We start from the raw sequence: 21,531 nt of genomic DNA on the forward strand, positions 1-21,531 counted from the left end.
GACACCATCTATCAGTTTGACCACAAAGGCGGCGTGGTGGTGCGCATTGACAAAGATTCGGGGCAGTTGGGCAAAGCCCTCCGCAGCGGCAACAGCATCATTATCACTACCTTACAGAAGTTTCCGTTTGTGGCGGTTCTGGACGAAGTCAAAAACCTACCCGACCGCACCTACGCCGTCATCGTGGACGAAGCCCACAGTTCGCAGGGCGGCGAAGCCACCAAAAAGCTCAAAGAACTCCTCGCCGAAACCGACGACGAAGACCCCGAAGACCTCATTCGGCAATCCATGCAGGCCCGGGGGCACCAGAAAAACCTCAGTTTTTTTGCCTTTACGGCCACGCCCAAAGCCAAAACCATTGAAGTATTTGGCGTAAAAGGCTCCGACGGCAAGCCCCGCCCCTTCCACGTGTATTCGATGCGGCAGGCCATTCAGGAAGGTTTTATTTTGGACGTGTTGAAAAACTTCATGACCTACAAAACCTTCTTTCGCATCTCCAAACAAATCGAAGACGACCCCAAGGTCAACAAGAAAAAAGCCGCCCGGGCCATTGCGCGGTTTTTGTCGCTGCATCCCTACAATTTAGCCCAAAAAACCGAAATCATCATTGAGCATTTCCGGCAGGTGGTGGCGCAAAAAATCGGCGGTCGGGCCAAAGCGATGGTCGTCACGGCCTCGCGCCTGCACGCCGTTCGCTATTATTTTGAGTTTCAGAAATACATCCGCGACAATCACTACACCGACATCAAAGCCTTGGTGGCGTTTTCGGGCAAGGTCAAAGACCCCGATTATCCCGACGAAGAACTCACCGAAGTGAAGCTGAACGGTTTTTCGGAAAAAGAACTCCCCGATAAATTTGCGTCGGAAGAGTACCAAATCCTGCTCGTGGCCGAAAAATACCAGACGGGTTTTGACCAGCCGCTGCTGCACACCATGTACGTGGACAAAAAACTGTCGGGCGTCAAAGCCGTGCAAACGCTCTCGCGCCTTAACCGAATGCACCCGGGCAAGGAAGACACCTTTGTGCTGGATTTTGCCAACGAAGAAGACGAAATCAAAGAAGCCTTCCAGCCTTATTACGAGCTCACGGGCATCACCGAGCCGTCTGACCCCAATCGCCTTTACGATTTGAAGGCCAAATTGGAAGAAAAGCCCCTGATTTGGCCGTCGGAAGTGGATAATTTTGCGCAGGAATATTTCAAATCGGCCGATTTGCACGGCAACAAAATCCACGCCCTGCTCAATGCCTACATTGACCCCGCCGTTCAGCGGTTCAAGGCCCTCGACACCGAAGAAGAGCAGGAAGACTGGAAACACACCCTCACCACCTTTACGCGGGCGTATTCGTTTTTGAGCCAAATCATGCCTTTTCAGGATGCTGAATTAGAAAAACTCTTTGCTTACGGGCGGTTATTGCTCAACAAACTCCCCCGCAAAACGCTCGAAGACCGCTTCAAACTCAACGACGAAGTAGCGCTGCAATACTACCGTCTCCAAAAAATCAACGAAATCAGCATCGCCTTGGAGCATCAGCCCGAATACGGGTTAGCGCCCGGCTCAGAAGCGGGTTTGCGCAAAGAAAAAGACGGGGAAATTGAACTTTCGCAAATCATCGAAAAAATCAACGACCGCCTCGGCACCGACTGGACCCCCACCGACCGCCTCCTGCTTGACCAAGTGGGCATGGATTTGATTGACAATGAGATTATTTACAAACAGGCCAAAAACAATTCGTTTGAGAATTTCAAAAAGGGCAGTCTGTCGGAATTAGCCACGCAGGCGTGGATCAACCGCATGGATCTAAATCAGGAAAAAGGCATCGAAGCCCTCACCAACGAGAAGCTGATGAAAGCCATTGTGTCGGAGTATTTAGCGAAGTTCATTTACGATAAAATTAATTTCCCGCAGTAAGGGAAGGTTTGTTGGTGAAAAAACACCAACAAAGGCGCACAAAACACCAACAAAGACGTACAAAGACAACTTATTCCCGTACTCTCCCCCCAATACTTTTCTTTCCGGTTACAATATCGTTGTTTTGCAGTTTCAAAAACAGACAGTCAGCATGGAAAATCTGTCAGCGTGGCTTGACTACACTCTATTAGACAATCAAATCAGTGCCCTACTTCGGTTTGCGGGAATTCTGGGATTAGGCTTTTTAATCAGAAGAGGGCTTTCCTTTACGATTAGCCGAGCCATCTATCGGTTTATCAAAAAAGAAGCAGGCAATATCCCCTTGGCGGAATTTGTCCGACTTACCCGTCGCCCTTTTGAGGTACTTATTACCCTAACAACCCTCTTTTTGGCATTTCGCCAACTAACCGTTCCAAGCGATTGGGACTTGGCATCGGCAGAGCAATTTGGGTGGTTGATGATCATTCAAAAAACCTTTTTTACCGTTCTGGCGGGTACCGTCGGTTGGCTGGGCATCCGGATTATTAAGTTCATGGCCCTTATTTTTAAACAACAGGCCGCCGAAACTCCTACCCCACTTGACGACCAGCTAGTGCCTTTTTTCAAAGACACCGCCATTATTTTGTGGACGCTCACCTGCTTTTTCATGATGCTTCACAAAGTGTATGAAGTCAACGTATGGGCCTTAATTACCAGTCTCGGAATCGGAGGTTTGGTCATTGCCCTCGCCGCCCGCGAAACCCTTGAAAACCTCATTGCTTCGGTAGCCATCATGTTGGAGCGGCCCTTTATCATCGGTGATTCAGTAGTTTTAGACAAAATTTCGGGTGAAATTGAACAAATTGGTTTTCGGAGTACACGCATTCGCTCCGACGAAGGAGGTTTGATTACCGTCCCCAATCGCCTGATGACGAGCCAAGCCCTCGAAAATGTATCTCAACGTACCACTCGCCGCGCAAAATACTATGTACGGTTGGCCTTTAACACACCTCCTGAAACCATTACCCAAATCATGGAAATGCTTCGGGACTATCTCCGTACGCATCCCTTCACCAACAGCAAAGAGGCCACTGTTCGTTTAGAATTATTGAGCGAATTTTCTCTGGACATTGTGGTGATTTATCACGTCAACTCTTCGGTTTGGAAAGAGTTTATGAGCGTTCGCGAAGAAGTAAATTTCAAGACTATGGACATTGTCCACGCCAACGGGGCAGAATTGGCCTATCCCGGACGCAACTTATTTGTGAAGGAAATAGAAAATTTTGCAAAGACAGAACAATAACCCACAATTTGTCGTTATTTTTACGTCAAATGTCACTCTCATGGTCAGTTTAAAATATTTTGGCAAACAGCAGGTAAGTACCCGCCCTCTCCAAAACGCCTTAGACCTGATTTTTCTAAGCAGAGAAGGGATTTCGAAAAAAGCGTTGTTGATTTTGGCTCAAAATCTTTCGTTCAGCCAAAAAGAAATCGCCGATATTGTTCACTTATCGGAACGAACCCTTCAGCGTTATCCCGATGAAAAACGTCTGAATAAAGAGGCTACCGCTACCGCATTGCAGTTGGCGGCTTTGTATCAACAAGGCGAGGAGGTATTTGGAGAATTAGCTCGTTTTAAAGGTTGGATGGATTATCCCAATCCAGTATTAAGCGGAAAAAAACCTACGGATTTACTAGATACACCCTTTGGATTTCAATGGATTAACGACGAACTTATCCGAATTGCCCATGGCGTATTGGCGTAATTATGGAGGTATTTCGTTTAAGTAAAGCCCAATATGCTTCTGATTTGACAGGAACGGGGGCCAAATTAGCAGGAGGGCGTTGGAATAAAGCGGGAGTTGCGGTCTTATACACCAGCAGTAGCCGTGCCTTAGCCACTTTAGAAGTTTTGGTGCATATTCCTGCGTTTTATGTGCCTTCCGACTATGTTTTGAGTAGCATTTGGATTCCAGACGACAGTATTCAGGCACTCAATATCAAGCTTTTGCCTGCTGATTGGCGAAATTTAACGCCTCCCCAAAATTTACAAACCCAAACCGATGACTGGCTTAAATCAAAAACTTACCTTGCCCTTAAAGTCCCTTCCGCGATTGTACAGGGCGAATACAATTATTTAATCAATCCACTTCAGTCCGATTTTGCCAAAGTAAAACTGCTTCATCAGGAACCTTACCGTTTTGACCCAAGATTAATTTAACTATCATTTTATCCCTTTATCAAATGAAAAAATTGCTGCTATTGATTTGTTTATTCACTTATCAACTCCAAGCCCAAAAGTCCGCCATTACCCCAAAAAATGTTGAAAAGCACATTGCATTTTTAGCTTCCGATGAACTGAAAGGGCGCGGAACAGGCACCAAAGACGAACAAAAAGCGGCCGACTACATCGCTAAACATTTCAAGTCGTTGGGTCTTGAGCCCAAAGGAACCAACGGCTTTGAGCAACCTTTCAAAGCTAATATTGACACGGTTCATGCCGTAGATGCCCGCAACGTGGTGGCGTATTTGGACAACGGTGCCGACCGCACCATCGTCATCGGAGCGCACTACGATCACCTCGGCGAAGGCTACCAACGCGGTTCGCTTGAGGCCAATTCCAAAGGCAAAATTCACAACGGCGCCGATGATAATGCTTCGGGTGTAGCCGGTGTATTGGAAATGGCTCGCTATTATGCCAAAAACGGAGTAAAAGAAAGTCACAACTTCCTGTTTATCTGTTTTTCAGCCGAAGAGTTAGGATTGTTAGGCTCAAAATATTATTCCAATAACCCTACCATTGACCTTTCCAAAGTCAATTTAATGCTCAATTTCGACATGATTGGTCGCTTTGATGCGGCGAAAGCCATTACTGTGGGTGGTTGGGGAACCAGTCCAACGTGGGGACAGGTAGTGCCGCTGGTGATGGAGCGTGAAAAAATGCTTTTCAAGATTGACTCAGCGGGTGCCGGTGCTTCCGACCATACTTCGTTTTACGTCAAAAAAATCCCTGTTCTTTTCTTCTTTACGGGTGTTCACGGAGATTATCACAAACCAAGCGACGACACTCAACTCATTAATTTTGAGGGAGAAGCAAAAATATTAAACGCTGTTACGGGTATTATTAACGATGTAGATAAGTTGCCCAATCGCCTCGAATACCGCGAAACCGCCATGCCGATGGCTCGTAACATGAGTTTTAAAGTAACGATGGGACTTCTGCTGGATTATTCGTTCAATGGTCCAGGCATCAAGGTAGACGGAGTTTCTAAAAACCGCCCCGGCGAAGCCGCCGGCATTAAAGGCGGCGACCTTATCTTACGCTTGGACAAATACAATCTCAACACCATTTATGATTATATGGGAGCCTTGGGCAAGTTTGAAAAAGGCCAAACCGTCGAAGCCGAAGTGCAGAGAGGAAATGAAAAATTAAAGTTACCGGTGACTTTTTAATTATTTCCAAGCATACAACAATTGCCAAGCCATTTATGGCGTGGATTCGATTAAAGTTTGAGCTAATTGTAGGGCTTTAGCCCTTTGGCTACAGAAATTGTTAGAAAGCTACTATTTTTTACAGATATGAAACCCCGCGTAAAAATTTGCTGTATCAGCAGCGTAGCTGAAGCCCGATTGGCCATTGAGTGCGGTGCTTCGGCTTTGGGCTTGGTAGGTCACATGCCCAGCGGTCCGGGGGTAATTTCGGATGAACTCATCGCCGAAATAGCCCGGACAGTGCCTCCGCCCATCGCTACCTTTTTATTGACCAGTGAGACCGGTACTCAAGCCATTATTGACCACTATTTAAAAGTCCAAACCAATACCATTCAAATAGTGGATGCGCTTCAGGAAGGTACGTACCGGCAAATTCGCCAAGCCTTGCCTCATGTCAAGTTAGTACAGGTAATTCACGTCATTGATGAAAAAACAGTAGAAGAAGCGATAGAGGTTTCGGAATTTGTCGATGCGATTTTATTGGATAGCGGAAATCCTAACTTACAGGTAAAAGAACTCGGCGGAACGGGGCGCGTCCACAACTGGGCGTTGAGTCGTAAAATTCGGGACAGTATTCCCATTCCCTTATTTTTGGCAGGTGGACTCAAAGCCGAAAACGTCAAAGAGGCCATTGAAACTGTACAGCCGTTTGGGTTAGACCTTTGCAGCAGTGTACGTACCAATGGCCTCCTCGACCGCACTAAGTTGGAGTGTTTTTTTGAAGCAGTAGGATAAGTTTTATCTAATCCATCTTATTAGGTTTATCTACTTTTTTTAACCATTAAGAGATTAAGAAAATTAAGGCTTAATGAATCTTAACTTCTTAATGGTTACTGCTTTTCAATCCATTCCTTAAAAAATCTATTTTACTCCCTGTATATTGTCAATCAGCCACTTACCATTCACAGCAGTCAATGTAACAATGGCTGTTTTCTGTTCAAACATACTAAAATAAAAAGTTGCTTTTGAGGCAGTTTGGGCAATGGGCTTCAGCGTAAATTTATCTTCGTAGTCCTGCGCTTGCAATATCGGATCATAGCCGCCTTCGTTATCTTTCTCCAGTTTTTGAAAAAATACCGTGAGTTTTTTTTGGAAGCCCGCACTCAATTCCGGACGTTTGACGGCTTGCTTCCAACCGAGATTCACTCCTTTCGTAAGATACCAAGTGTAAAAGTCGTGGGCAGTTTGCGAAGCCGTTGGAGTTTGAGCTATTGTATAAGCTTGGAAAAAGCATAGAAACACAAAAATTAAAATTCTCATTAGGTCAGTCAGTTGTTTTAAATAGAAAGCAATACTACTGTTTAAAAATCAATTAGGAAAATTTAAAAGGGTTAACAAACGTTAACAATAGGGGAGACTGGTCTTTGGGTTGTCTTTGAACAGAAACATACTTAAAAAACGTTATATTCGTGTAACAGTTTAACCTCTAATTTGCTATGAAAACCCGTGTCACCCTTTTTGTCACTGTCTTGGCTTTAACAGCCATGTTAAGTAGCTGTTTATATTCAGGTGGTGGATACCGTGGCGGCTACGATCGCAGATACTACGGTTCGCGTTATTACGCACCCCGTCCTTATGTGCGTGTGCTGCCTCCGCCTCGCGTGTATGTAGCTCCGCCCCGTTACAACTATCGTCCTCATTACCAGAGCCGCAGTCGGTACAACTACGGCAACCGTTCTCAGGGAAGGCGTCGTTGGTAAAAAATAAAATAAAGAAATCAAAAATAGATGAAAAAGGTAGTTTGTTTGTTGCTTTTAGGCATTCTCATTCAGGTAGAAGCCCCAACGGTCGAGGCAAAAGTTGCCACAAAAAAAGCGACCATTGCGGCCGCTTCTGAGAAATCTTCGCTTCGAAAACGTCGACGTAATCGACAGCGTAAAGGTTTTATGTGGGGACTGTTCCGCAAACGCAACGCCTGCGACTGCCCGAAACATTAACCTCGCCCTAACCCTCTCCTTTTTGGAGAGGGAATAAGGCTAACACTCCCCTCTCCAAAAAGGAGAGGGGTTGGGGGTGAGGTTCTTTACGCTACGCCATTTCCAATTCTTTTGAATTGCGTTTGCGTTCGTTTTCGTCTAAGTATACTTTCCGAATACGAAGCGTCAGCGGCGTTACTTCCAAATATTCATCCTTTTGGATGTATTCCATTGATTCTTCCAAAGAGAAATTGATTTTAGGTGCAATACGTACGTTGTCGTCCGTACCTGAAGCACGCATGTTGGTCAACTTCTTGGTTTCCTGCAAGTTTACTACGATATCTCCCGGGCGGCTGTGTTCTCCCACAACCATTCCCATGTACAGTTCTTCACTTGGATCCACAAAGAATCTTCCGCGTTCCTGCAAACGGTCTAAAGCATAAGGGGTAGATACTCCGGTTCCTTTTGAAATGATTGAACCGTTGATACGTCCCGGAATGTTGCCTTTGTGTGGTTCATACGATTTGAAACGGTGCGAAAGAACGGCTTCTCCCTGTGTGGCAGTGAGCACGTTGGAACGCAAACCGATCAAACCACGTGATGGAATATTAAATTCCAAGTGTTGTAGATCGCCGCGCGGTTCCATTACGAGCAAGTCACCTTTACGTTGGGTAACCAATTCAATGACTTTCCCGGCTGATTCTTCGGGAACATCTACCACAAGAATTTCGATAGGCTCAAGGCGCTCTCCTCTTTCTCCTTCTTTCAAAATCACCTGCGGCTGACCTACCTGCAATTCATACCCTTCGCGGCGCATGGTTTCAATCAACACCGACAAGTGAAGAATACCGCGTCCAAATACCATAAATTTATCCTCGCTACCCATTGATTCAACGCGTAGGGCAAGGTTTTTTTCCATTTCTTTGAACAGACGTTCGCGCAGGTGACGAGAAGTTACAAACTTACCTTCTTTACCAAAAAACGGTGAATTGTTGATTGTAAACAACATGTTCATCGTTGGCTCGTCTACTGAAATACGAGGAAGCGGTTCAGGGTTTTCGTACAATGTGATGGTATCACCGATTTCGAAATCTTCCAAACCCGTTAGTGCACAAATATCTCCTGACGAAACTTCCGTTACTTTTTGTCTGCCTAAGCCTTCAAATACCTGCAATTCTTTGATACGAACCCGTTTTACCGACCCATCTGATTTGCAAAGACCTAATTGAGCGCCTTCTTTGAACGTTCCGCGGTGAACACGACCGATAGCAATACGTCCTACGAAAGAACTGTAATCCAAGGAAGTAATCTGCATTTGCGGATCTCCTTCATTATTGGGTGCCGGTGGAATATGCTCTACAATTACGTCCAATAAATACGAAATATCAGTGGTTGGTGTTTGCCAATCAGGGCCCATCCATCCTTGTTTCGAAGAACCGAAAACAGTAGGGAAGTCTAATTGTTCATCGTTGGCTTCCAAGTTAAACATCAAGTCAAATACAGCTTCGTGTACTTCGTCGGGACGGCAGTTTGGTTTGTCCACTTTATTGACAACCAATACTACTTTCAATCCCAATTGCAAAGCTTTGCCTAATACAAAGCGAGTTTGCGGCATGGGCCCTTCAAAAGCATCTACCAAAATGACTACTCCGTCAGACATTTTAAGTACGCGCTCTACTTCTCCTCCAAAGTCGGAGTGGCCCGGGGTATCAATGATGTTGATTTTTACGTCTTTATAGCGTACCGATACGTTTTTAGAGACAATTGTAATACCTCGTTCACGTTCGAGGTCGTTGCTGTCCAGGATGAGGTCATCAAACTGCTGATTCTCTCTAAACAGTTTTGAATAGTGGATAAATTTGTCCACCAAAGTGGTTTTACCGTGGTCAACGTGCGCAATGATGGCGATGTTGCGGATGGATTGCATTAGTATGTTGTTGTTAATTGTTGATAGTTAACCGGTAATAGGAAAAAAAATCTACCATTACAAACTAACTCTTGCCTTGAAAAAGACCCGCAAAGTTACGATTTTTTTATGAGAAACACAGATTATTACAATATTAAGGTTCTCAAAAGTAGAATGTGGCATTTTTTTAACGGAATAATCCTAAATTAACATTGCGTTTTTAAAATAGTAATGAGCTGTTTTTTTTATCTTGTCACAGAACCTTCTATTTTTGCCAAAATCATTCTTCATCATGAAAAACCATCTCATTGTCTACAGCCTTTTGTTTGCCCTCTTTTTCTCCTATTCCCACGCCCAAACTTCTAACTTTGTTAAGGACAATTACACCAAGTTAGACCGGCAAATCGCGATGCGTGACGGAGTTAAACTGTATACGGTGATTTACGTTCCGAAAGACGTAAGTCAAAGCTATCCTATTCTCATGGAACGGACACCTTATTCGGCAGGGCCTTACGGGGAAACCAACTATACTACAAACGGTCCAGGGCCAAGCAAATTACTTTCTGAGGATAAATACATTTTTGTAACACAGGATGTGCGCGGCCGCTACCTAAGTGAAGGGAAGTTTGAGGAAATGACTCCCCACAACTTTGCGAAGAAAACACCGAAAGACACCGACGAAAGTTCAGATACATACGATACAATTGAATGGCTGATTAAAAACATTCCGCAAAACAACGGACGCGTAGGCATTACGGGCGTTTCATATCCCGGCTTCTATGCCTCTGCTGCTTTGCCCGACGCTCACCCCGCTCTCAAAGCCGTTTCTCCGCAAGCACCCATTACGGATGAATTTGTCGGCGATGATGCCCGTCACAACGGTGCCTTTTTTCTGCTTGACAATTTTAGCTTTCTGAGTTACTTTGACGCTCAACCCGACAAACCCGTAGCCTCGTTTGGCGGAATTTTCAGCAATCGAGCCAAAGATGCGTACGATTTTTTCCTAAAACTCGGTCCTCTCAAAAACGCAAATAGTGCGAAGTATTTCAACAATAAAGGAAAAATTTGGAACGAATACCTCCAACACGAAACCTACGATGACTATTGGAAATCGCGCAATATTCGTCCTGCGCTCAAAAATGTAAAACCTGCCACCTTGGTTGTAGGCGGTTGGTTTGATGCCGAAGATTTGTTTGGAGCGTTGCGTACGTACGAAGCCATTGAAAAACAAAGTCCTACCACTAAAAATCAAATTGTAATGGGCCCCTGGACTCACGGAGCCTGGTCGCGGCCGGAATGGACAGAATTTGGTCCGTTGAATTTTGGGAGCAACACCTCCAAGTATTTTCAGGAAGAATTGGAATTGAAGTTTTTCAATTATTACCTCAAAGACAAAGGCGAGTGGAAAGCCGCCGAAGCAACGATGTTTAACACAGGCACGAACGAATGGAAAACATTTGACGCGTGGCCTCCTAAAAACAAAGAGGCCAAGGAATTGCATTTTCAGGCCAACGGTAAGCTTTCCTGGGAAGAAACTGTGACTGAAGATAAAGACAGTTTTGATGAATACGTCAGCGACCCGGCCAAACCAGTTCCTTACACAGACGGTATTTTTGCCCGTCGCAATAATCAATACGTAATTGAAGACCAGCGCTTTGCAGCGCGTCGCCCCGATGTATTAGCGTATGAATCCGACGTTCTTACCGAAGATGTGACCTTTTCAGGCCCGATGACTGCCCACTTTTTTGCTTCTACGACTGGAACTGACGCGGATTTTATCGTTAAACTCATTGACATTTTACCCGAAGATGCCCCCAATCCAAGTCCAAATCCCAAAGCCTTAACGATGGCAGGCTATCAGCGATTAGTTCGGGCAGAAGTATTGCGTGGAAAGTTTCGTAATAGTTATGAGAAACCTGAGCCGTTTGTTCCCAACCAAGTTACTGACGTAAAAGTACGGATGCCAGATGTGTTGCATACCTTCAAAAAAGGCCACAAAATCATGGTACAGATTCAGAGTTCCTGGTTTCCATTGGTGGATAGAAATCCACAGAAGTTTATGAATATCAGTGAAGCCGATGAAAAAGACTTCCAAAAAGCCACGATTCGAGTATATCACAGCAAACAGCACGATTCGCATCTGCACGTAAATACAGTCAAATAGTTTTTTTTAACCACAGTGAAACAAAGCAGCACAGAGAAAAACAAATACACTCTCTATGATTCTCATTTTCTCTGTGGTTAAAAAATTAATCCGTCACAAACGCTACATTGCGCTGCAACCCTTCCAACTTTGTACGCTTCACTGCCGAACGGCGAAAGATTTCCTGAAATACTTCTTGGGTGATTTCCTCCCAGTCTTTATTCGTAAATTCAGCTAATTCGGGATGTAGATTAAACTCTGGTGTCTGGTGAGGACGTGAGAAACGAGTCCACGGACACACATCCTGACAAATATCACAGCCAAAAATCCAGTTTTCAAATTTGCCTTTTACCTCCGCTGGAATCGCTTCTTTGAGCTCAATCGTAAAATAGCTGATGCACTTGCTTCCATCTACTACATAAGGAGCCACAATGGCGTCGGTGGGGCAGGCATCCACGCAACGTGTACAGGTGCCGCAATAATCTTTCATTGCGCCGTCGGGCCATAGCTCAAGGTCACAGATGATTTCACCGATAAAGAAAAAACTGCCTATTTCACGATTGATGAGATTGGTATGTTTACCCACCCATCCTAAGCCGCTTTTCGCCGCCCACACTTTGTCCATAACGGGAGCAGAATCCACAAAACCCCGTCCGTTTACCTCCCCTATTTCCTGTTGAATCTGAGAAACAAATTCTTTCAGTTTATCTTTCAACACAAAATGATAGTCAGTACCGTAGGCATATTTGGAAAGTTTGAGGTCATTTTCAGTTGAAGGAGGGCGCTTTTCGGGGTAATAATTGAGCAAAACCGATATCACCGACTTGGCTCCGTCCACCAATTTGCGCGGATCGAGGCGTTTGTCAAAGTGATTGGCCATGTAGTGCATTTGCCCGTGCATCTGTTGGTTAAGCCAATTTTCAAGGCGCGGAGCTTCTTCTTCCAAAAATTCGGCGGTTGAAATTCCGCAAAAATCAAACCCTAACTCAACCGCTTTTGCTTTGACAAATTGACTTCGTTGTTGTCGTATGAAATCGTTTGAAGTCATTTATTTTCGTTTATTTGTAAAAAACTCACCCTAAGCCCTAAGTAACACCCCAATGAAACCTTATTATGTCTTCTTTATTGCTTTTTTCTTTTCTTCTGCTCTTGTTTTTTCTCAGGAAACGGCAGAAAAACATCCTATTGACGTTGCTTTAGACAAATGTATAGATAAAAATCCTTCCACTCAGGGAATGGTGGGTTGTTTGGACGAAGCCTACAAAAAATGGGATGCCGAATTGAACAAAAATTACAAGGCGCTCACGTTAAAGATGGTTGCCAAACAAAAAGCGGCGCTTCTCGCTGCCCAACGTAAATGGATCGAGTACCGTGATTTGGAATTTAAAGCTCAACTCAGCGTTTATGAAACCATGGAAGGCACGATGTTTCAACCCATGATTGTCAATGACCGCATGGAGGTAGTCAAAAAACGCGCCTTGGATCTAAAGAGCTATCTTGATTTGTTTGAAATGAAATAGCCTAAACGAGTTTAGTACACTTGATGTTTTTTATTGGTTAATAAGCCCTGAAATTAAGATGACGAAAGAAAAATACATTAATCCCTTCACTGATTTCGGATTTAAGAAATTATTCGGTACCGAACTGAATAAAGACTTACTTATTGACTTTTTGAACGAAGTAGTGCTGCCTCAGCGCCACAAAATTGCGGATTTATCTTACTCAAAAAATGAACAGATAGGCAGTACAGAAATTGACCGTAAAGCCATATTCGATTTATACTGCCTTGGTACAAATAACGAACGCTTTATCGTTGAAATTCAGAAAGCGAAGCAAAACTACTTCAAAGACCGCAGCATTTTTTATTCTACTTTCCCAATTCAGGAGCAGGCTAAACGAGGTGAATGGGACTTTAAGTTGTCAGAAATTTACACAGTTGGGATATTGGATTTTGTATTCAGTGAAGATGCTTTTGAAAAAGAGGTCCGTCATGAAGTGAAACTAAAAGACCAAAATTGCCGCGTGTTTTATGATAAACTGACCTTTATCTATCTTGAGTTGCCACATTTTACTAAGACAGAAAATGAGTTGAAAACCACCTACGATAAGTGGCTGTATGTTTTAAAATACCTTCCCTACTTAGATGAACGCCCTCAAGCCTTGAAAGAAAAGGTTTTTGGAAAATTGTTCGAAGCAGCTGAGATTGCCAAATTTACCCCCGAAGAACAGGCAGGTTATGAGGCCAGTTTAAAATACTACCGAGATTTGAAAAACGTCATTGACACGGCAGTTGCAGAAGGAGAATCAAAAGGGAGAATGGAAGGAAAAATTGAAGGAATAAGTAAATCACTTCGGCGAGGTAAACTGACAATTGAAGAATTAGCCGAAGATTTTAAAGTAACCATTGAATTTATATTGCAAATAAAATCACAACAAGGTTTATAACTATCCATCACATCACTAAAACCAACAAATCGTAATGAAGCTATTCCTAACTTCTCTTCTCGCTTTTTCAGTGCTTGCATTCAATACAAAGGCACAAAAAACAGATGAGCAACTGTACCAATTGGCTGATAAAATTGCCCACAAGTACATCCTTACCGATGGGCACGTAGATTTGCCTTACCGCCTCAAAATCAAGAATTTTCGTTTAGAACGCCAATATTTGGGCATCCCCATCAGTACGGAAGAAGGTGATTTTGACTACGAACGTGCAAAAAAAGGCGGCCTTTCGGCCCCTTTCATGTCTATTTATATTCCGTCGTCGTACCAACAAACGGGAGGTGCCAAAGAATTGGCCGATTCGCTCATCACGATGGTCAAAGGCATTGCAGCCGCTCACCCCGATAAGTTTGGTGTCGTTACCACTCCTCAACAGGCAGATGCCAATTTTAAGAAAGGGATTATTTCTTTTCCAATGGGCATGGAAAACGGTGCACCCCTTTTGAAACTTTCCGACGTAGCCTACTTCCGTCAGCGAGGTATCAGTTATGTAACTCTTACGCACGGGAAAGACAATCATATTTGCGACTCATCATATGACAGTACATTCACCCACAAGGGATTGAGTGCCTATGGCAAAGACGTGGTCAAAGAAATGAACCGCGTCGGAATCATGGTGGACGTTTCGCACATTTCGGATGATTCCTTTTATCAGGCAATTGAACTTTCCACATCTCCCGTTATTGCTTCCCACTCTTCGTGCCGCTATTTTACGCCTACCTTCAAACGCAACATGTCGGACGATATGATTACGTTGTTAGGTAAAAAAGGCGGCGTTATTCAAATCAATTTCGGTTCGAGCTTTTTGGATGAAAACTACCGCCAACAAGCGGAAGTGTTGCAAGGCAAATTTGGCAAAATATTGAAAGAGAAAGGGTTGAAATTCAGTGACCCGGCGGCTCAGGACTTATTGAAACAATTCCAAAAAGAGAACCCTGTTTTATTTGCCGACGTTGAAACGGTGGCAAATCACATTGATCATGTGGTAAAACTTACGGGAGGTACCAAAAATGTGGGTATCGGTTCTGATTTCGATGGCGTAGGCGACAGTCTTCCTACGGGTTTAAAAGATGTTTCGCAGTACCCTAACCTGATTTATGTACTCCTCAAACGTGGCTATACTGAAGATGCTATCGCCGACATCATGTACCGTAACGTGTGGCGCGTATGGCAAAAAACCGTAGCTAACGCTAAGATGTAGGCCCTATTTCTAAATAGCATAGAACGCAGATGACCGCAGGGGCGGACCGCACAGATGCAAGCAGCGCTGATTAACACGAATTTTGAAAAAACGTGTCAATCAGCGCTTTTGTTTACGAACTAAGCAAGTACCAGCAAAGAAAGAAGGGTCAATCCGCTCAGGATAAAGATAAGACCCGCGATTTGTTTTTTCAATGAAGTTGTCATGGCTGAAATGAATTTTTGCATAAAATTAAAAAAGCAAAAAACAGCTTGCCAATGAAATAGGTTGAACCGTGCGAAAATGTAAATAAAGGGTTCAAATTAGAGGCTAAGCCGTTGTCATTACGAAGACGCATTCTTCAATTAAAAGGTTGCTAAGTGCTGAAATAATTATTAGGAACTCTTTTGTCGCTCCCCTACCTTTGTTTTATGCGAATCAGTAACGAAATAGCCGACCGAATCAAACAGGCCGCCGACATTGTAGAAGTAGTCGGGGACTTTGTGTCTTTGAAAAAACGAGGCTCCAACTATACGGCCTGTTGTCCATTTCACAACGAAAAGTCTCCTTCCTTCAACGTGAATCCCGTTCGCCAAATCTATAAATGTTTTGGATGCGGGGCGGCGGGCGATTCCATCAAGTTTGTGATGGATATTGAGGGCGTCAGCTACGGCGAGGCACTGCGGCATTTGGCCCAAAAATACAACATTGAGGTTGAAGAAGAACAGCAAACACCCGAGGAAGTGTTACGCCAAAACGAGCGTGACAGCCTCTACATCGTGCTGAATTTTGCCCAAAAATACTACCAAAACCTGCTCATGGAGCACGAAGAAGGACAAGGCATCGGGCTGAGTTATTTTCGAAATCGTGGGTTCAATGACCCTACCATCAAATCATTCGGTCTTGGATACAGTCTTACGGATTGGGACGGGTTGACGAAAGAAGCGGCGAAAAAAGGCTACAATCCCGAATTGCTCGAAAAGGCAGGTTTGGCCCTGCATAAAGAAGGCGACGCACAGGCCAATCGCACGACGCGCTACTACGACCGCTTTCGCGGGCGAGTTATCTTTCCGATTCATAACGTGTCGGGGAAGGTCATTGCGTTTGGAGCCCGTATTTTGACCGCCGACAAGAATCAACCCAAGTACATTAATTCACCGGAAACGGACGTTTACCACAAAAGCAAGATCCTGTACGGCATTTACCAAGCCAAAAATGCCATTCGGCAGGAGGATGTTTGTTACTTGGTAGAAGGGTATACCGACGTCATTTCACTGCACCAAGCGGGAATTCACAACGTGGCGGCTTCTTCGGGCACCTCACTGACCGAAGACCAAATTAAGCTCATCGCCCGTTTTACGCAGAATATTACGATTCTGTACGACGGTGATGCCGCAGGTATCAAAGCAGCTTTGCGCGGACTGGACATGGTGCTGGAGGAAGGAATGAACGTGAGCCTCGTTACCCTTCCCGACGGTGAAGACCCGGACAGTTATGTTTATAAAGTGGGTGCCGAAGGTTTTAAAGCGCACGTAAAACAGGCTACCAAGGATTTTATCACGTTTAAAACCGAAATGCTGCTCAAAGAAGCGGGCGATAATCCTTTCAAACGAGCCGAAGCTATCAATGATATTGTAACGAGTATCACCAAAATTCCTGACCCTATCAAGCGCCAGATTTTCTACAAACGCACCGCCGATTTGATGAAAATGGATGAGCAAACGCTGATTTCGGAAGGGAATAAATACCTGCGCCAACAACGCGAAAAGCCTGCCGACCGCACTACCCAAAGACCGCAGGAACGTACGCAACAAAAGTTTCAGGAACGCCCCAAAGAAAGGCCGCAAGAACTCGACAATTTTTTCCCCGAGAACTTTATTGAAGAAGAATTTGGGATTTTGGTGGAAGATGTCGTTCCCAATCATCAACCCAATACGTTTGTAGCTCCCAAAAATGAGCCCCCCGTCGACTTATTCAAGGCGCGTTTGTATTTTCAGGAACAGGCATTTATTAAACTTTTGATTTTACACGGTCAAACGGAATTGGAAGCGGGAATTTCATTGTGCCGCTATTTACTGCACGAAATCGGGGAAATTTCGTTTGAAAACCAGCTTTTCGACCTGATTCTGAACATCTTCCGTCAACGATTCAACATGGGAGAAGTGCCTTCTACCGACTATTTCCTGAGCCATATCGACCCTGATATTCAACGCATCACCATTGATCTTTGTACCAACCGACACCATTTAAGTGAAAATTGGATCAAGCACGAAATCATTGTACCCACCGACGAGGATTTGCTGCACGAGCTTGCTTTCAAGAAAATCCTTCGTCTAAAAATGGCCTACTCTGCCGATAAAATCAAGGATCTATTGAATCAAATGGGGAAAATCACGGGAAATTCGGATGAAGAATTTGCCCAAATCATTGAGATTCAAAAGCAATATAAGTTTTACAAAAACATCAACGACTTAGCCGCCAAAGAATTGGGTACGGTGGTGCCGGGGTATTGAAAGCAGAATTTATCAAATTGCAAAGTATAAAAATTTAAACAATACCAACTACCAACTGGAAAGGCTGAACCGTTTCCAGACATTATTTTGAATACAGATATAAAAATATTGATCATCAAATGCTAATTGTCCTTCAATGCCCGGTGCTGTTGAAGATGCCGGTACACCATTATTTTTTTGAAGTAAAAGTTTGCCATTAATTTTAAGAACTTTATTATCAAATTCGCCATAAATTAAAGGGGTTGGACTAGCAGAATTATCAATAATAAGTCTATTGTCAACGTTTGCAAATGCTGCATTGAGTCCAGATAACGAGCCAAGAAAAACATTTCCTGAACCAATAGTAAGCGCACCAGACTCATACCCAAGAAAAGTATTAAGTCCGCCTGACATATTTTCCCCAGCCCTAACTCCAACTGCCACATTTTTGTCTGAATTTGCTTTCGCTTTGTACATAGCAGCACTTCCTACTGCTGTATTACCATGCCCCATTGACATTAGCGCTAAAGTCTCACTTCCTGCTCCAGTGTTATCATTGCCTAATATCAGGTAATTCATAGAACCATAACCAATTGAGGTATTTCCTCTGGTTAAAGTTGCATTTGATAACGCACTTTGACCAATAGCTACGTTTCCTTCAGCATTCGGACCCAGGCCGATATTGCTTTTTAAAGCATCGAGACCAATCGCAATATTATAACTTCCCGAAGTATTGGACATCAATGCATTCTGACCAATTGCTACATTATAATTACCAGTTGTGTTATTTTGAAGGGTATTGGTTCCTAAAGCAGAATTATAACTCCCTGATGAATTAGCACTTAAACTAAATCGGCCAATTCCCGCATTACTATGGCCTGTTGTGATAGAACGAAGTGCATTAGAGCCAAGTCCTACATTTAACGAGGGATTACCATTTGTTTGTCCTATAATCCCTTTTGGACTAATGGTAATTGCTCCAACCGTATCTGAAAGACTGATTATTTGTGCTTTGGCAATCCACGCCATAGAATTTAGAATTACGAAAAACATGTATAACTTTTTCATAGTAACTTGGAGTTAATTTCGAGTATTTGTGCGAATGAGGAAACTGTTTTTTTCTTATTTTACTTCAACTGAACAATCCAATAATCTCCTGTCCATGTACCTTTTTTGTTTTCGGATTTATCACCTGACTTATTAGAGGAAGACCCTCCCCCAATAACAATACTGCCACCAGAGGAAAGAACCATAGATTTAGCAACTTCAGAACTACTTCCCCCAATGGTTTTATCCCATAATTTTTGACCATTATTATTGAGTTTTATTACCCAATAATCATTTCTTTCCCAATAGTATTCTCCTCCCGCCTTGCTATTTTCAGATTTATCACCTGATTGGTTAGAAGAAGAAGTTCCAGAAATAATGATACCACCATCAGAGGATAAAACTATAGTAGAAGGAGAATCATTGCTATTTCCACCAAAGGTTTTATCCCATAATTTTTGACCGTTTCCATCAATTTTTACGACCCAATAATCCGCCCCTCCTTTGCTATTCTCTGATTTATCACCTGATTGGTTAGAAGAGGAACTTCCTACAATGATTATATTTCTGTCGGGGGTGGTAACTATCGAAGATGGGGAATCGTCACCACTTCCACCAAAAGTCTTATCCCACATTTTTTGACCATTGCTACTGAGTTTTACGACCCAATAATCCAATCTGCCTTTACTATTTTCAGATTTATCACCTGATTGATTAGAATCAGTTGCTCCAGTAATTATAATCCCTCCATCGGAAGTGGAAACCATTGAAGTTGGGGAATCAGAATTACTACTACCAATAGTTTTATCCCACAGTTTTTGACCATTACTGTTGAGTTTTACTACCCAAAAGTCCAATCCGCCTTTACTATTTTCAGATTTGTCGCCTGTGGTGTTAGAATTGGATGCACCTAAAATGACTATATTGCCATCGGTAGAGATAACCATTGAACGGGGATAGTCTTCACCACTTCCTCCAACAGTTTTGTCCCACACTTTCTGCCCATTTCCATTAATTTTTACTACCCAGTAGTCAGTCCATCCGCCTTTACTATTCTCGGATTTATCACCTGATTTATCAGAAATAGAGTATCCTGCTAATACGAAACCTCCATCCTCAGTAGCAACGATAAAAGGGTCGTAATCCCAATATCTTCCTCCAAAGGATTTATCCCACATTTTTTGACCCATACTATTGAGTTTTATCACCCAATAATCAAAGCTACCTTTACTACTTTCAGATTTATCGCTTGTGATGCCAAAATTGACAGAGCCTGCTACTATCAACCCTCCGTCAGAAGTATTAACAAGTGAACATCCCCTGAGTGTGTCATCCTGACTATTTCCTCCACTCAAAGTTATATCCCACACTTTCGATGGGGCCTGAGTTATAGATTGTACGGTAATAGTTGAGGGCAATGTCAGAACAAGTTTCTCTCCACAAATCGTCTCAATGTCAGCACTAATCATATAACTGCCTGATGCAGTGTAGCTGTAACTGATAGAATTCACATCCGTACGTTGTTCTTGAAAAAATACAGTACTCCCATTCAATATCTTCCAAGTCACACTTTTTATGTCAGAAGCAACTATGGTAGTCAGTCCATAAACGTACGTATTACCACTACTGCTTAGATTTGTAATGGCAGTAGGAACTGTACACGTTTTAAAATTGACTGATAAAGTTTTGTTCAATGTTGCCAATTCTCCACAGTTAGTCTCGTACTCTGCTGTCAATGTGTAATTACCAACATTAGTAAAGGTGTAATTAAGAGGGTTACTTATTATGTTATTGGATACCTTCCAAACTACATTTTTTAAGTCAGTAGTAATTCCTTCTAAAGAAAAGTTGTACTGTCGAGCATCGTTGGGGTTAACAACTATTAGGATACCTATTGGTTTATTACAGATAGGCAGTTTTTTTGAACCACATCCCAGTAGTAGAAACAACATACATAAAACAAGTAGATACTTGAGCATTGTTAGTCGTTGACGGATTAAATTGGTTTTTGATATAAATAGGTAATTTCATCTTGGGTTAAGACTCGATTCCAAATACCAACATCGTCAATTTTACCATGAAACCACTTACTATAAAACCCTCCAATTTTCCATAGGAAATCATTGGTAGAACTTCCGGGGCTACCTTTCCAAGGATGCCTATCTAATAATTGCCCATTAAGGTATATACGTCCTTCGGTTTGGTCAACTGTAAAAACAAAATGATACCATTTATTGAATTCTACATTTGATTGAAGAAAAAGGGGGTCACCATAACTTCCTATCACACGATTATCTGTGTCTTTAATGTACCAAGGGACTATTGATTCTCCGACGATATTGTCGTAATTCTGAGCTGACAAAATACTAAAACCATTCCAAGCGGCTGGAATGTATTTTGAAAATATATTACTACCACCTCCTCCCAATCCACTTGGAGTATTCACCATGTACCAAAGACTTATAGTAATGGGAAATGTATTTAAAGAAGAAGAATTAGGGATAGTTATATCTTGATTTGTGTTAAATGAATATGCTTTATTAGGGTTGCCAAACCTGTCTGTTGTCAAAACAGCTCCGTTGACTGCCCCATTTAGGTTGTTGCCACCAACATCATTGGCGTTTCCATTAAATGGATAGTACGCTACTAAACCATTGTTTAATGAATTATTCAAATAATCATTTTCGCATAAATTATGCCATCTAAATCCATTATAAAACTCAAAACATCCCTTAGTCTTATTGTAAATTAACTGACCAACTTTAGGATTGGCAATGGCATCTCTTTCCTGTGTTGTTAATCCTGAGAAAACTATACCATTATTAGCACCGCTGGTTTTTATACTTCTTAGATTCAAGGAGTAAATGCAACTTTTAAAGAGGGCAAGAGAAGTAATATTTTTGAGAAAGAAGGGGTATCCCCCTTCTCCCCAAGGATAAATTACGTATAATTGCCTTCCGTCC

19 protein-coding genes are annotated in these 21,531 nt (G+C 43.0%); 13 read left to right on the forward strand and 6 right to left on the reverse strand.

Translation table 11 applies throughout. The features are described 5' to 3' along the window. The 6 genes from Q0081_RS09230 to Q0081_RS09255 all read left to right on the forward strand — a co-directional run. Positions 1–1,911: UvrB domain 3-containing protein (locus Q0081_RS09230; RefSeq protein ID WP_409034054.1), on the forward strand; the 1,911-nt coding region annotated here is incomplete at its 5' end. Positions 1,912–2,062: 151 nt separating this feature from the next. Beyond that, on the forward strand, positions 2,063–3,193 hold the full coding sequence (locus tag Q0081_RS09235) for a mechanosensitive ion channel family protein (protein WP_298351812.1): 1,131 nt from the start codon (positions 2,063–2,065) through the stop codon (positions 3,191–3,193). A 40-nt stretch (positions 3,194–3,233) separates the two neighbouring features. Then, a complete protein-coding gene (locus Q0081_RS09240) occupies positions 3,234–3,656 on the forward strand; it encodes an antitoxin Xre-like helix-turn-helix domain-containing protein (protein WP_298351815.1) in 423 nt (140 codons plus the stop codon). A gap of 2 nt (positions 3,657–3,658) precedes the next feature. Continuing rightward, entirely contained in the window at positions 3,659–4,111 is a 453-nt protein-coding gene (locus Q0081_RS09245; RefSeq protein WP_298351818.1) for an RES family NAD+ phosphorylase, read from the forward strand. 23 nt (positions 4,112–4,134) lie between these two features. Next, a complete protein-coding gene (locus Q0081_RS09250; protein WP_298351820.1) occupies positions 4,135–5,343 on the forward strand; it encodes a M20/M25/M40 family metallo-hydrolase in 1,209 nt (402 codons plus the stop codon). Positions 5,344–5,469: 126 nt separating this feature from the next. Next, positions 5,470–6,117: a phosphoribosylanthranilate isomerase gene (locus Q0081_RS09255; protein ID WP_298351822.1), complete on the forward strand. Its 648-nt coding sequence runs from the start codon at positions 5,470–5,472 to the stop codon at positions 6,115–6,117. A gap of 126 nt (positions 6,118–6,243) precedes the next feature. Here Q0081_RS09255 and Q0081_RS09260 read toward each other — a convergent pair whose 3' ends face one another. Beyond that, complete coding sequence (locus Q0081_RS09260; RefSeq protein WP_298351825.1) at positions 6,244–6,642, reverse strand: DUF3828 domain-containing protein; 399 nt, start codon at positions 6,640–6,642, stop codon at positions 6,244–6,246. A 176-nt stretch (positions 6,643–6,818) separates the two neighbouring features. Here Q0081_RS09260 and Q0081_RS09265 point away from each other — a divergent pair, with 176 nt between their 5' ends. Further along, a complete protein-coding gene (locus Q0081_RS09265) occupies positions 6,819–7,082 on the forward strand; it encodes a hypothetical protein (protein ID WP_298351828.1) in 264 nt (87 codons plus the stop codon). Between the two features lie 27 nt (positions 7,083–7,109). Beyond that, a complete protein-coding gene (locus Q0081_RS09270) occupies positions 7,110–7,319 on the forward strand; it encodes a hypothetical protein (RefSeq protein WP_298351830.1) in 210 nt (69 codons plus the stop codon). A gap of 91 nt (positions 7,320–7,410) precedes the next feature. On the opposite strand, the gene typA is transcribed toward Q0081_RS09270, so the two are convergent. Beyond that, positions 7,411–9,225, reverse strand: coding sequence for a translational GTPase TypA (typA, locus tag Q0081_RS09275; RefSeq protein ID WP_298351832.1), 1,815 nt, complete (start codon positions 9,223–9,225; stop codon positions 7,411–7,413). A 271-nt stretch (positions 9,226–9,496) separates the two neighbouring features. Between typA and Q0081_RS09280 the strand changes: the two genes are divergently transcribed. Beyond that, a complete protein-coding gene (locus Q0081_RS09280; protein ID WP_298351835.1) occupies positions 9,497–11,368 on the forward strand; it encodes a CocE/NonD family hydrolase in 1,872 nt (623 codons plus the stop codon). An 85-nt stretch (positions 11,369–11,453) separates the two neighbouring features. Here the strand turns inward: Q0081_RS09280 and queG are convergent, their stop codons facing one another. Further along, the gene (queG, locus tag Q0081_RS09285; RefSeq protein WP_298351838.1) at positions 11,454–12,395 is read right to left on the reverse strand and encodes a tRNA epoxyqueuosine(34) reductase QueG; all 942 of its coding nucleotides are present in this window, start codon (positions 12,393–12,395) and stop codon (positions 11,454–11,456) included. Positions 12,396–12,447: 52 nt separating this feature from the next. Between queG and Q0081_RS09290 the strand changes: the two genes are divergently transcribed. The 4 genes from Q0081_RS09290 (at position 12,448) to dnaG (ending at position 17,542) form a co-directional block, all read left to right on the forward strand. After that, positions 12,448–12,867 (forward strand): lysozyme inhibitor LprI family protein, encoded by a 420-nt coding sequence (locus Q0081_RS09290; protein WP_298351842.1) that lies wholly within the window; start codon positions 12,448–12,450, stop codon positions 12,865–12,867. 58 nt (positions 12,868–12,925) lie between these two features. Next, complete coding sequence (locus Q0081_RS09295; protein ID WP_298351844.1) at positions 12,926–13,792, forward strand: Rpn family recombination-promoting nuclease/putative transposase; 867 nt, start codon at positions 12,926–12,928, stop codon at positions 13,790–13,792. 34 nt (positions 13,793–13,826) lie between these two features. Then, complete coding sequence (locus Q0081_RS09300; protein ID WP_298351846.1) at positions 13,827–15,050, forward strand: dipeptidase; 1,224 nt, start codon at positions 13,827–13,829, stop codon at positions 15,048–15,050. 410 nt (positions 15,051–15,460) lie between these two features. Next, the gene (gene dnaG, locus Q0081_RS09305) at positions 15,461–17,542 is read left to right on the forward strand and encodes a DNA primase (protein WP_298351848.1); all 2,082 of its coding nucleotides are present in this window, start codon (positions 15,461–15,463) and stop codon (positions 17,540–17,542) included. A gap of 48 nt (positions 17,543–17,590) precedes the next feature. On the opposite strand, the gene Q0081_RS09310 is transcribed toward dnaG, so the two are convergent. The 3 genes from Q0081_RS09310 to Q0081_RS09320 all read right to left on the reverse strand — a co-directional run. Further along, positions 17,591–18,589, reverse strand: a complete 999-nt coding sequence (locus tag Q0081_RS09310) for a hypothetical protein (RefSeq protein WP_298351850.1) — start codon at positions 18,587–18,589, stop codon at positions 17,591–17,593. A gap of 59 nt (positions 18,590–18,648) precedes the next feature. After that, positions 18,649–20,547, reverse strand: a complete 1,899-nt coding sequence (locus Q0081_RS09315; RefSeq protein WP_298351853.1) for a hypothetical protein — start codon at positions 20,545–20,547, stop codon at positions 18,649–18,651. A 17-nt stretch (positions 20,548–20,564) separates the two neighbouring features. Continuing rightward, the coding region (locus tag Q0081_RS09320; protein ID WP_298351857.1) for a LamG domain-containing protein at positions 20,565–21,531 on the reverse strand (967 nt) is incomplete at its 5' end.

The sequence above is a fragment of the Runella sp. genome (assembly GCF_027484545.1).
Classification (GTDB): domain Bacteria; phylum Bacteroidota; class Bacteroidia; order Cytophagales; family Spirosomataceae; genus Runella.